This is a genomic window from Bifidobacterium goeldii, assembly GCF_003951095.1.
GTDB classification, from domain to species: domain Bacteria; phylum Actinomycetota; class Actinomycetes; order Actinomycetales; family Bifidobacteriaceae; genus Bifidobacterium; species Bifidobacterium goeldii.
On record NZ_QXGL01000006.1, the window covers coordinates 98,214 to 110,620 of the forward strand.

14 protein-coding genes are annotated in these 12,407 nt (G+C 44.0%); 5 read left to right on the plus strand and 9 right to left on the minus strand.

Annotated features, from left to right (window positions below; translation table 11 throughout):
* Positions 1-16: 16 nt before the first annotated feature.
* The 4 genes from D2E25_RS08830 to D2E25_RS08845 form a co-directional block, all read right to left on the minus strand.
* The gene (locus D2E25_RS08830; protein ID WP_338142120.1) at positions 17-1,471 is read right to left on the minus strand and encodes a flippase; all 1,455 of its coding nucleotides are present in this window, start codon (positions 1,469-1,471) and stop codon (positions 17-19) included.
* 12 nt (positions 1,472-1,483) lie between these two features.
* Positions 1,484-2,800, minus strand: a complete 1,317-nt coding sequence (locus tag D2E25_RS08835; protein ID WP_125981937.1) for an O-antigen polymerase — start codon at positions 2,798-2,800, stop codon at positions 1,484-1,486.
* Between the two features lie 11 nt (positions 2,801-2,811).
* Positions 2,812-3,846, minus strand: a complete 1,035-nt coding sequence (locus D2E25_RS08840; RefSeq protein ID WP_241217118.1) for a glycosyltransferase family 2 protein — start codon at positions 3,844-3,846, stop codon at positions 2,812-2,814.
* A 63-nt stretch (positions 3,847-3,909) separates the two neighbouring features.
* Positions 3,910-4,767 carry a DUF4422 domain-containing protein gene (locus D2E25_RS08845; protein ID WP_125981939.1) on the minus strand — a complete coding sequence of 286 codons (858 nt, stop codon included), beginning with the start codon at positions 4,765-4,767 and terminating at the stop codon, positions 3,910-3,912.
* A 302-nt stretch (positions 4,768-5,069) separates the two neighbouring features.
* On the opposite strand from D2E25_RS08845, the gene D2E25_RS08850 reads away from it, so the two are divergent.
* The 4 genes from D2E25_RS08850 to D2E25_RS10505 are packed head-to-tail and all read left to right on the plus strand — an operon-like array spanning position 5,070 to position 7,199.
* Entirely contained in the window at positions 5,070-6,248 is a 1,179-nt protein-coding gene (locus D2E25_RS08850) for an AAA family ATPase (protein WP_164514786.1), read from the plus strand.
* Positions 6,238-6,783 (plus strand): hypothetical protein, encoded by a 546-nt coding sequence (locus tag D2E25_RS08855; RefSeq protein WP_125981944.1) that lies wholly within the window; start codon positions 6,238-6,240, stop codon positions 6,781-6,783. The genes D2E25_RS08850 and D2E25_RS08855 overlap by 11 nt, the downstream gene beginning before the upstream one ends.
* A 39-nt stretch (positions 6,784-6,822) precedes the next feature.
* Entirely contained in the window at positions 6,823-7,035 is a 213-nt protein-coding gene (locus D2E25_RS08860) for a hypothetical protein (RefSeq protein WP_125981946.1), read from the plus strand.
* Positions 7,032-7,199, plus strand: coding sequence for a hypothetical protein (locus D2E25_RS10505; protein ID WP_164514787.1), 168 nt, complete (start codon positions 7,032-7,034; stop codon positions 7,197-7,199). The genes D2E25_RS08860 and D2E25_RS10505 overlap by 4 nt, the downstream gene beginning before the upstream one ends.
* Before the next feature lie 173 nt (positions 7,200-7,372).
* Here the strand turns inward: D2E25_RS10505 and D2E25_RS10600 are convergent, their stop codons facing one another.
* From D2E25_RS10600 to D2E25_RS08875, 3 genes are all read right to left on the minus strand, one after another.
* Positions 7,373-7,582: a hypothetical protein gene (locus D2E25_RS10600; RefSeq protein ID WP_206430763.1), complete on the minus strand. Its 210-nt coding sequence runs from the start codon at positions 7,580-7,582 to the stop codon at positions 7,373-7,375.
* Between the two features lie 594 nt (positions 7,583-8,176).
* Positions 8,177-9,490, minus strand: coding sequence for a type II toxin-antitoxin system HipA family toxin (locus D2E25_RS08870; RefSeq protein WP_125981948.1), 1,314 nt, complete (start codon positions 9,488-9,490; stop codon positions 8,177-8,179).
* Complete coding sequence (locus tag D2E25_RS08875; RefSeq protein ID WP_241217122.1) at positions 9,468-10,091, minus strand: helix-turn-helix transcriptional regulator; 624 nt, start codon at positions 10,089-10,091, stop codon at positions 9,468-9,470. The genes D2E25_RS08870 and D2E25_RS08875 overlap by 23 nt, the downstream gene beginning before the upstream one ends.
* Before the next feature lie 280 nt (positions 10,092-10,371).
* On the opposite strand from D2E25_RS08875, the gene D2E25_RS10815 reads away from it, so the two are divergent.
* A complete protein-coding gene (locus tag D2E25_RS10815) occupies positions 10,372-10,506 on the plus strand; it encodes a hypothetical protein (RefSeq protein WP_277599954.1) in 135 nt (44 codons plus the stop codon).
* 111 nt (positions 10,507-10,617) lie between these two features.
* Here D2E25_RS10815 and D2E25_RS10605 read toward each other — a convergent pair whose 3' ends face one another.
* Together D2E25_RS10605 and D2E25_RS10610 are read right to left on the minus strand one after the other, a co-directional pair.
* Entirely contained in the window at positions 10,618-11,433 is an 816-nt protein-coding gene (locus D2E25_RS10605; protein ID WP_206430764.1) for an MFS transporter, read from the minus strand.
* A gap of 15 nt (positions 11,434-11,448) precedes the next feature.
* Positions 11,449-12,060: an MFS transporter gene (locus D2E25_RS10610; protein WP_241217119.1), complete on the minus strand. Its 612-nt coding sequence runs from the start codon at positions 12,058-12,060 to the stop codon at positions 11,449-11,451.
* Positions 12,061-12,407 lie beyond the last annotated feature (347 nt).

The window sequence follows — 12,407 nt, forward strand, 5'->3', positions numbered from 1 at the left end:
TAATGCATTACGCTATTTATTTGAATCGGTGAAAAAACTGTTTTGAAAGTTCTAAGACGAGTCTCTCTCTAAATAGAAGTAAAAGAATTGCATACGCGATAGAGAAAACAAAAAAGGGTACAAATAAAGATAAAAGTATATTCGAAATCCTCATAAAACTCACAAATAGAATTGAAAGCACGAGGGACGCGACAAAAGAAAACAGAACTTTAAAAGGATCAACAAGGGTTTTAATCTTTGCAAGGAAATGGCGACAAACAAATGATCGCATTAAAAACATATTTGCTTCGCAAAGGCTAATACTAATTGCTGCACCAATAACTCCAAAGAAAGGTATTAGTAGGCCATTAAATATAACCGCAGAGGCCAAGCCGAGGACATTTACAGTAGCCCAACTCTTTTCCATAGAATTTGAAATCATATGATTTGCTAAGACAATATTCATTGCAGAGAAAAGAATAGAAGGACCAACAAATCTTAAAGGTACTGCGGAAAATGCAAAATCATTCCCACCCAATATTGCAACAATAGGATCCGCACACAATATCAAGATAGCGATTATGTATAATCCACATACGATAACGAAGTTAAAGTTTTTCGCAATCAGCTGATCTGCATCATTGCCTCGATTGTTTGCTTGATAATAGGACAAACGAGGAAGCATAACATTCCCAACCGAATTCATTGCAGTGACTAACACTGATTTAATTTTTGATACAAGCTGGTAGATTCCGACCATATAGTTAGAACCGATGAATCCAAGCATAACCAAATCGACTTGTATATACATGCCCGACGATACAGCTGCAACCATAAACCAAAACATAGGTTTTAAATGTCTTACAACATCTAGCTTCTGCTTTTGTTTAAAGTCAACTAATTTAAAAAGCCTGAGTAAATTTAGGATGTTTGAGCCGTAACCAGCAAAAACTATTATGCATCCATAAATGACATAATCACCTTTTGAATGGATAAGCAGAAACATAAGTATAAGAGAAAGAATTTTAAAGCAAACACTTCGAACAGTAATATAGTCATATTGTTCCAAGGCCTGATAAAACCACTCTGCACCAAACGAACCAAGCCAAATAGTAAAACCAAAAATTACAAATAATTCGCTTTGATTCCTAAGCTGCGGCACAAATATTAAAAATATAATATAAAAAACTGTAACTATTGAAGAAGATATAAAGAGTAAAATTAGTAGTTCTTTAACAGTTTTCGATAAAGCGGCAGGATCATCTCGTACTGCAGAGCAAGCTCTAACACCGTAATATGTCATACCCAGCATAGCAATAAGACAAAAATACGATGAAAAAGACTGTGCGAAAGCCACATACCCCATACCGGATGTTGATAGAACACGAGAAACATACGGTACAGAGATCAATGGAAATAGTAAAGATGAACTAGTCAAAATCATGTTCATCAATACATTGAACTTAATAGAATGTGTTACACGAGATTTCATAATGGAATTAACTCAAATTCTCTTAAAACTCGAACGATACAAATACGAGATAAGAATGACTGGAATTAAGAACTTAACAAAACTCATCGAGGTTAAATTCTGATAGAAATTGCACGAGAAGAAAGACATAAATAAATGAAAAGAAAGATAACCATAAACAACGGATATCAGTAAACTATCATTAATTGTCCTGACAGTAATCTCATATAATATCTGTGAAATTATTGCCATTAAAACAACGGCCAAAATACAACCAGCAGTACCGAAATCTGCAATCAAAGAATAAAATATCGTATAAACATTTCCAAGCCAATATCCATGAAAACTATTAAACGGATAAGCACCCACCAAAGCATCTTGAGGAGCAAGGCCAAAACGTACAATGGTTAAATACAGATACTTAAATGAAAATTGTCCAAAATATTGACTTCTTGGAATTCCATCATAAAAAGTCAAATCAAAATTTCTTAACGGTGCACCTAGATAAACCGAAATGTAATAAAGAAAATCAGATTCTTTATCTCTTCCCAGCCAAGCAAGAGATAGGTAAAACAATACAACAACGAGTAAAATACCAGCTAAAGGATAAATAATGTATTTAATATTTAGATTCAAAAGACCAGAAAAACTATTATCTTTCTTTTTTCGAATTAAATACATAACAAATGCAGCTAGGCATAGACCAAACGCACCCGTTCTACTGCCGTTAACAACAAGACATAAAATTGATACAACAAAGAAAGCTACTGCAAGATTCTTATTTCGATCTTTCCGATACAAAAAATCTCTGGCAAAAAAATATGCGGATATATATGACACACCGATCATTAGGCCCTGCAATAATGCAGGAATGCCAGTCAAAGCGACATCTGAGTCAGAGAACTTCAACAAATCGTTATAGCCGCCAATAACATCACTAATTGATCCACCATAACCATACGAAGAAACGATATTACGTTCCGCAACAAAACAGATAATAAGCGAAACAAACTGAAACACAATCATCGATATATATAATTTGCGTTCAGCCGCTTCATTCTTTATAAAATTTGACTCAATATTTATTACTTTTCGTCGAGTAAAGAAATTAGAGAACCCATGCACTACACAAGACGATAATACAAATACTACCATGCAAATTAGTACAATACTCATTGTTTCAATATGAATATTGAATAGCCACTCTTTATAATAAAAGAGACCATCTATAATTGCAAAAACAAATGGCACAATAAACAGGACAGAGGGTGAAGCAATAGATCTACCCGTAAGAAAATAACCCAAAAATGCGATTGCACAGGTGGAGAGAAGAAGAAAAGCTGTATTCATTTTCTGTAACCTTAATGTCTCATGATTTCCGGATGACTCTTCTTATATTCTCGATAAAGCAAACCGTAAATCGACGGACATAATTCTAATAACTTCCATTGAAGAAATTGTTTACGGTCTAGAAAATCTTCTTTCTTAATTTTGGGAAGAAGTTTATGCAATTCCTTTCTTATCTTTTTTTCATACGCTTTCCACTCTGTCCTTTTGTTCTGTAGGACAATTTTGTTATACATTCCAATGCATTCACTTAAATGTCCATATACAGCATATTTTTCCGCGTTCGGATATTTCTCGCGAACGATGGACAACATTCGTTCTGTAGTTAACGACAAATCTCCAGTGATACCACTTGACAAACCTTTTTCCGTAGCACAATAACAATACTCTGGAGTTGAGTCATATACTATTGAAGTTGCTCTCTGCAGCAATTCATACGTAACAGGAGCATCTTCTCCGTTTTTACTGTTAACGGGAAACCTTAGGCCATCATAAAGCTTCGCTTTAGCAAGCTTATCCCACACTACAATATAAAAATAACCAGGAAGATTTATGTATTTAAAAGCTTCCTCAGTATTTATTTTTATTTTTACATTCTTTTTTGAATTACAATATCTTTTACCGTTTTCATCTTCTCTATAATAGGAAACTATAGATAAATCACAATCGTTCTCAATCAGATTGTGGTACATCCTACTAATCATATCGGGGAGAACATAATCATCAGAATCAACGAAACTAATATATTCTCCTACAGCCGTATCAAGCCCTTTATTTCTAGCTGCAGATGGTCCCTGATTATTCTGATGTATAACTTTTACCCTTGAATCGACAGACGCAATATCGTCGCATATGCCTGGTGTTTTATCATTAGATCCATCATCAACTATAATAATTTCCAAATTATCATAGTTTTGCTTACGTATGCTCGATATGCAACGTGTAATTTTCTTTTCAGAATTATAAACTGGAACTATTACACTAATTAGTGGATCCATATCAATCCTCTTGTATCTAAAAACTTTCAGTATCGCCTCTGAAGCAGCCATTTAATAATGTGCTTCAATTCACTTTTTGTCTGCATTCGCTCAAACTCGGATACTGTTCGTATATTAGAAACTCTTGTTATATTTCTTCCCGACAAATTTTGCCTTTAAAAAGCCCGTTCCCTTTTTCCACCAATTTACTGGTTCCGGACTAGTAACTGGTAGTTCAGCATAACGGTATTTAGTCGTTTCAAGCCATACATCAAGTAACCGTTCACTTACACGACCTGGATAGCGTGCGCCAAATGCATCGTATGATTCTGGAGGAATCCGCCTCGTCAGTTCTTCAATGATCGGGAACATCCATGCGCAATACTCATCGAATCGTTCTCGACTCATAATAAACATGTTAAAAATATGCGCGCTGCGTGACTGCATAAGTCTGTCAAAAGCAGGAACTGCTTCTGGATGCATCTCCTGCAGAATGTTACGTGTCTCATCAAAATGATGGGCATCAAACGTGTGACTGTAATGCGAGTAAATCGTCTCAATATAATAATGGCGCTTTTTCGGAACGATAATGTCAACAGCCTTATGACTATCATCCCCGGCAAGAATCGGAAGCACATCCTGGCTTCTAGCAATTCGAGCAAACCTATCCCTAGCGGTCAGACGTTTCCATACATTCCGCGTAGCAAAATGACGCCGATAGTGCACTAGCCCCTTATAATCAGCATCGCAGTTTTTCCACAGCCAGTAGATTGCAGTTAGCTCTGAATAATATGCATTAAGGTCCGAGATATTATTACCAGTGTTATCCGGCGTAAAATCATCTCCCAGATCAACATCCGGATGCAATGCCTTTCCCACATGCATCGGCATATACATTGGATCTGCAGGCATCTTATATGGCTTATGAGCAGCCACGGCAACGCAAACGGTTTTTGCAGAGTTCTGCCCCGCGCTCTTGATCTTCTCTCTCATAGCTGTATCTAGCTCATCTTCGAATGGCCGCAACCAACCCGCTCGCGAGTAAGCCTCAGCCAGTTTTGTGTGGACTTACGTCAGTATAGCTATACCCTAGGTATAGGGGGTGTTATGCGTCCGCTCGCTAAACAGCGATACACAAGGTCTTCACGAGAGCTATAACAGGCTGCTGCTAGTTCAACGCTTTAGCAATGCGACTAACGCTTACGCCAATATCGAACCATTTGCTCAACAGTTTGCTTACGCAATCCGATTAAGATAGCATGTTTATGCAAGAAAAACGTGTAAAGGAGTACACGATGAGAGTGCTGAGATTCCAAATGCACGGCTTGAAACTACATGAGTCAGAAACGTTAAGCATGGATTTATACGCTTCTGACAACGTGCGTAGCACATCATTCACATATGAAGCTCTGGGAAATGGCTCGCCCGTACGCATCCTGACTACCATCGGGATCGCTGGCATCAACGCTTCGGGCAAAACAACAGCTCTTCGCGCTCTCGACCTAGTGCTATGCATCGCTAACGGGAAACAAATAGGCTCAATTGCCAACGATCTGATGCCGCTCATCGGCATGGTGAAAGACTCACTAAACACAGATATCATCTTTGAACACGAGCACCACATCTATCGACTAACGTCCGAGCTGAAGCATGACCCTCATTCAACAGGAGGTTTTTCTTTTGTTCGTGAAACACTAGCTATTTTTCCACGACGAATGAGCAAGGCAATGCTTTCCAAGGCGTTTACCGATCTAAAATGGAAAACATTGACCACGCGTGGAATTGGAGTACCAGGGCAAAATGGTGAACTAACGCGCGAAGTACTGGATTATCTACCGAACGATCGTTCAATTAGTGGGGCTTTGGTTAAAGGATCTGCCTCAAACGTCATGGCAAATCTAACGCCATTACTTCCCTCTTTTGTACTCAATCCTGTTCCTCAAGTATTTAGCCTGTTTGACCCAAGCATTGAAAGCATCTTTGCCGAAGGAGAACGTCTACATCTAAAGTTTAAAGGCGAGGATTCCGATTATGAGATGAATCCAATGTCACTGATTAACACGGTATCCGCCGGTACGCTTCGAGGAAGTTTCATCCTCTCTCAGGCTCTGACCGTTCTCAGTACAGGAGGGTACCTGCTTGTTGACGAAATTGAGAACAGTATCAACAAACAGCTCGTGTTCACAATAATGGATCTGTTCGCTTCATCAGCAACCAACCCACGCGGAGCCGTGCTAGTGTTCACCACCCACTACCCAGAGTTATTAGATCACTTCACCAGAAAGGACAACATATGGTTTGCTGTACGCCGCAGTAGTGGTTTTTCTCTAGTTCATTTAGCAGACAATCTCTCGCGCGCGGACGTAAAGAAAAGTGTTGCCTTCTTTGCTAATGAAATCCAAGGAACAGCGCCATCTGCAAAAATGGTTCGTCAACTACGAGATTTCACGAAGGAGATCGTGAATGCACGATGACGGTAGCCATGTCCTCTTTGTATGCGAAGGCAGTGCAGAGAAAGCAATTATTGAAACACTCATCGAGTCAGGCAAGATAGGTGTGCCTCTGGATCGCATCGAAGAGGATCCAGAGGCAGGAACCTTATACACAACCAAGCGCAGTGGTGCTGCCATTACTGACACTTTTCTGAACTTTGATTACGGTGGAAGACCATTACTCATCATTCGTATTATCGATTCCCAGAATGAGCGGTTCAATCTCCGAAAAGGATACGAACGACGAGCTATCGTAAAGACTTTGCTAACACGACCAGAAATTGAAATTCTCGTAATTCTACGAGAACAAGCTTATAAGCATTGGCAAAAGTCAAACATGACACCGAGCCGGTTCTGCAAGGAAAAACTTGGCATGTCGGACATAAAACGCTACGAATTCATCAAAGACTACTGGTCTTCCAACCCAGATGAATTATGCAATGCAATTCTCGAATATCAACGCATTCATAATTTCAAAGACAAAGAGCTTTGCCTCGCTGAGCTACTCAATCAATAGATAGACGTTCGCGATTTAACAACATCCAAGGAGGTTGACATGGCTACAGTAATGGTTGCTCCAAAGGCTCATAAAATAGGCAAACCAGTCATGCTCAACAGCCAAGATATTCAAAACCGCAGGAATGACATCGTACGTCAGTACGGAACGCGTGAAGATCTTATGCGAAAGCGCGACCTCATCGGGTTATCTCTCGAAGAACGTATCGCACTTTACGACCTTGAGGATCTTGACTTTCTAGAAGGCCAGTGAATAAAGAAACCATTCCCACTGAAGAGCAGGCTATTGCTTTTGCCCAAAGGCTTGAGAATATGCTGCTGCTACTTGCCATACTTCGCCACGACAAGTTTGGATCGCAGTCCAAGAAAAACGGCGCCACCCTTAAATCGAAACGTCGACTTGAACACACTCGTTGAACGTGTTTTATAACAGAAGGACAGAGCAAGTGTGATGCACTTTAATTTACGCATTGGCAAGTAGCGCATCGTCGACGGCTTGACGCAGAAATTGACTTCGAGTTTCTCCATTGCGCTTGGCCTTGGCGTCGCCATTCGTTAGAGGTGACGTAGTGCACACACGTAGATGAGCATCAGCAACTCCTACCGCCCCCAGGGACGATGGGGCCTACAACTCCCTCCCAGTCGCCAGATTCGTACTCAGCAGCCATACGATCGAGCTGCTCGTCAGTCACCCCGAACATCTTATTAATTTCCTCGCGGTTCATGATTTCCTCCTTGTTGCTCCAAGTTCTTTCATGGTCTTTTTCGTCGAAGGCGTCATCGCATGGTAAATCAGCCATTGCTCGGCACTGTTATGCACAGAAACCATTTCCAGTAGACGACCGACCATTGTTGTTGATAAATAGCCCACACAAGCAGCAGATTTTAGGCCTACGACCCAATAGGAGAGCCGCCCTAGTGTGCACTATAAATAGGAGGCAGTGGCGGCTTGAACTTGATTAGAATAGCAGTTTTTCTACCACCGAGCAACGATTACAACACACACCTAATCACATAATCATTGAAATCTATATATCATCACATATCAATGCATATCAGCCTTGTAAAAACCGTCTATGCATCTTTTGCAAACACTGCAGTACTTAAGCAAGATCGTCGCGAATCACAAAAACTTCAAAAGTTTAACCAAACTCCCAATCAAGCGAGCAGCAGACATCAATCTTATGGGAATTTTTATTATATTCGAGACAATAAAATTACATTCGATGAGGAAAATTTATTACATCAAGTGCAATAAGTTTGTCAGGACTAATATATATTTGCTTTTTTACAGCACACCAAGAAGGCTGCTAACTACCCATAACAGAACATATCAGAAATAGTTAGGCGGCTTAAAATCTAGATAGTATCGTTCAACACACAGCCAGCAGGTTTCAACCCGCCCAACTCAGCACTCGGTCGCTCTGTTGAGCAAGACCGTTGCTAATCGAACTGACTACTCGACGCTTGTTCTCAAAATCCTCGTCAGTAATTCCAGGCAGCCTATGAACCCATGCAAGAGTTTCTTCTGCAACTCGCGCAAAAACAAATATCGAGCGCAACGCAAACTCGACGAGTAGCTCTTCCAATATCACTTGGTCAGATTGGCCACCAAGCTGCGCGGCCAGTTTTTTCCAATGTCTCAGCTCAATGCGTTCCCATGAGTATTCTCCGCCGATGCTCATAGCAAGCTTGCGATCTTTGCGATTCGTTGTATAAGGAAAAAGAGAGGCAATATCGTACAACGGAGCAAGATGTGCACTTTGCCCAACAGGCTCGAGAATTGCATAGTTCTTTGCATGAGCATCCGACCCCGCGATGAAGAAATTAAAAACCAGCGCCGTAAAAAACAGTCGCACGTCATCCTCAGGAAAATCATTATCACGCAAAAACTGCACGATATTCACTGCGCTTGGCCCTCCATCGGATTGGTATTTCTTAGCAGTCATTACCCCCATCGCCTGGCAGAGATCCTCCTGATGCACACGTCGTACAGCAGCCGGTATGACATCGTCATTAACAATACGATCCCATCGCTCGCTCACTATCGCAGGCACAGTACCAAATATTCGGTACTCAGTCATCGCCACAGGTATACCAAGCTGTTCCGCTGTTTTTAGGCAAAGATACTCATTAAACGCTTGCTCATGCAGTCCGCGTATTCCCGGCTTGATGATATGCGTAGTTGCCGCCGCACCTTCAGCCTCGTACCACTGACCATTGGTAAAACGCAGCGCTATTTTATCTTGCGCGCCATTAAGCGACCAGTGTTCACCTTCGTTCTGCCACGAAGCTTGCTGACTACCAGTGATGCTCATGAGCCGCTCACCGATTTGTTCTTCAGTGATTGGCGTAATCTGCTCTCCCAACGCAGTATTTATATCCTTCTGCGCATCGACAAACTGCACACCACCTCCGCAATCCAGTCCCACAGCAGTAAGCAGCGCGAATGGATTGCGAGCATTGACACTATATTTCCTCGCAATGCGCTGCCGTATCGATGGATCATCTGGCAAAATGCCGTCAATATAAGCTTCGACCGGTTCGCCCGTCCAAGCTTCGACGCGACGAGGCATTGACAGTGAAAGCCTCGCGTCACTTGGACTTTCCTGGTAATAAGTGAACGTGTGCTTACCGGAGGGATCCTCCTGAAGGACGCCAATTGGAATTCCCTCAAGCAAGACTTTAAGCGTTTTGGTCTTCGCCATTAGCTGTCTCCTCATCTTGACTGTCATCATTGCTTCGTAGAGCATCGAAAATGCTTCCAGGCTCATTCTTCGAGTCATCCGAAGAATGGCTCATCCGCTGGAGTAACGACTCCACAGACTTGAGATACGACTGCATCGCCTCACTGGAAGGGTTCAGCACAGATTGCCCAAGACTATCTTGCAGATTCCATAATTGAGTCGCACGTTCTATTGCTTGCTGAAAGGAGCGCTGATTCGACTTAGAAAATAAGGAAACATAGCCACTCCCAAACGCATTGGATTTAGATTGCGCGGATTGATCTTCGTCACGCTCACTTCCACGTGCATCGGCATCCGTTTCACCAACAGTTGCCATATCATCCCGGCTTTCTGCACTGCTAGGAACGTTATAGGAAATCGTGCAGGACACGTTCAGCACGCGGCACAGCTTAAGTATCCTGCCTACGCTGGCATTAGTGTTTTTACCTTGTTCGAATTGATTGATCCATGGGCGGCTCAATCCAGTTTGATCGGCAAGTTCAGCCTGAGTGAGCCCTGCCGCAATGCGAGCATCACGCAATCCGACGGCTAGCTGCCGAACAGACTGAATATCACTGGACATGCGTGCCACAAACTACCCCTATCCCCCGTGTTAGTTTTTTCTAACATTGTACACGATGTTAGGTAATCGCAACATATTGTATGAGAAATTGTTAGGTATTGCTAACATTACATCCGATGTTAGCAATACCTAACAATGCATCATCAGCGCACCTACAGGCACGTCATAGGTTTTTCATATAGGGCGGCTCTTGTGTCGCGAGGCGCGCTGTGTTTCCATGATCTGAACGGTATTTTGGCGCGCAGGGATTGGCGCCGCACATCACACATGGGGGCTTGCGATGACGACTACACCTTACACAGCACTTGATTTTGCAGAAGCGTACTTACTACGCGGCGGAACGCCATCATCATCCAACGCATACGATGTTTCCGCAGACGAAAACACCGATTCCATCCGTGAAACATTCGCGTGAAACATCACGCTTATACGAAATCAACGGCATAGAAATCCGCAGAACATGCGAAAACCGTAGTTTTACATGCTGCACTGTGCCCTCACCTACTCCTTGCCTTGCTATGCCGCCTCATACTTGCTCAAGTTCGGGCGGGCGGCGGGTGGAGAAGTGGAACATCAGGGCGGCGAGCACAATGCCAGCAATAGCCACGCCCGTCAGCACCCACATGCTGTGCGCAAATCCCAGCAAATACGATTCCGCATCACTCGCACCCCCATCAGCCGCTGCAGCAGCAAACTCAGACAAAAGCGCACTCGCCACAGCCGTACCAATCGCACCGGCCAACTGTTGCACCGTGTTCATCACCGCTGAACCATCGGCGTTTAATCGCGCCGGCAACTGGTTCAACGAATGCGTTTGATCTGGCACCAGCACAAAACCAGAGAACGCCATAAACGCCGCATATGCGAGCGCAACCGCCCACACGTTGCCAGACGTGGCAATAAACACCACGTCCATCACCGTTACAATCACAAAACCAGTCACAATAAACTTCGGCGGGAAATGATTCTTCAACGCACCGCCAATCATCGGCGCAGAAATCGCGCCAACCACTGCGCCCGGCAGCAAAATCAGCGCCGCTACCAGCGAGCCAAACCCATAGCCGCGCTGCAACAGAATCGGCAGCATGAAATTCAATCCCAGTACGCCACCGGAAGCCATGAGCAAAATCATCATGCCCAGCGAAAATCCAGGGTATGCGAACACGCGCACTTCAATCAGCGGATGAGTCATGCGCAGTTGAGCGACTACAAACACAGCCAACACTGCAATGCTCGCCGCCAGCAGCGCCCAGAATCGCCAGTCACCATTCCACGCAACGAAGAAGCTCACAGCAACAATCAGTCCTGAAAGACCTGCGGCAACGAGCAGCAGCGACGGCACGCTAATCGTGGCATTCTACGCACCCGCGCCTTTCGAGCCGCCAGCATGCCGAATCTCCGGCACAGTCGCCATACCCAACACCAACGAGATCACCAGGAACGGCAGCATCGTGTAGAAAATCCAATGCCAGTTAAGCCACTCCATCACCAGTCCACCAAACACCGGGCCAATAGCCGGCGCTGCACACGTAACGAGGCTCACAATGCCGAGCATCGTACCGCGGCGCTCAAGAGGCGCTTTTTCCAGAATAATATTGGTGATCAGCGGCAGCGAAATGCCAGTACCGAGCGCCATCACAAGCCTCGCGGCAAGCAGCATCGGGAAGTTGACGGCAAACGCGCCAATCAGCGTGCCGAGAGTAAAAATTGCCACCGCCACCACAAACAGCGCTTTCGTAGCAAAACGGCGCACCATAAACGGCGAAACAGGAATCGCTACTGACAGCAACAGCAAATAGCCCGTAGTAAGCCATTGCACTACTGACGCGGAGACTGCAAATTCGCGCATAAGCGTGGAATACGCAATATTGAGCGATGTTTCCGACAAGATGCCAAGGAACGTGAGAATTGCGAGCGCCACCACCGCGATGACGAGCTTCGCACCAGCCGGGCGTTTCGCAGATTCCACCGACTCCCCTGCTCGCGCAGCCCGCGCGTTCTGTGTGTTCTGTGTGCTCTGTGCATTCTGTGTGCTCCGTGTGCTCCGTGCATCGCTCACGTTCATGCATTCGCCTTTCTGATCAGCACCATGATTGTTGTATATCAAACAATCTCATGGTAATGGCGAATGTTACGCGAAACTCACTGAGATACGTACCTCAACTACTCACCTCAACACAGACACAGTCGGCGCACATCTCAACACAACCCACACAATCGCCGGCATTCCAGCCCTTCCGATACCATGGTGGGCGGTGGTTTGACCCGAATCCGACCAGTATGCGGACAAGTGCGGCGCAATCGGCGCACCACGCC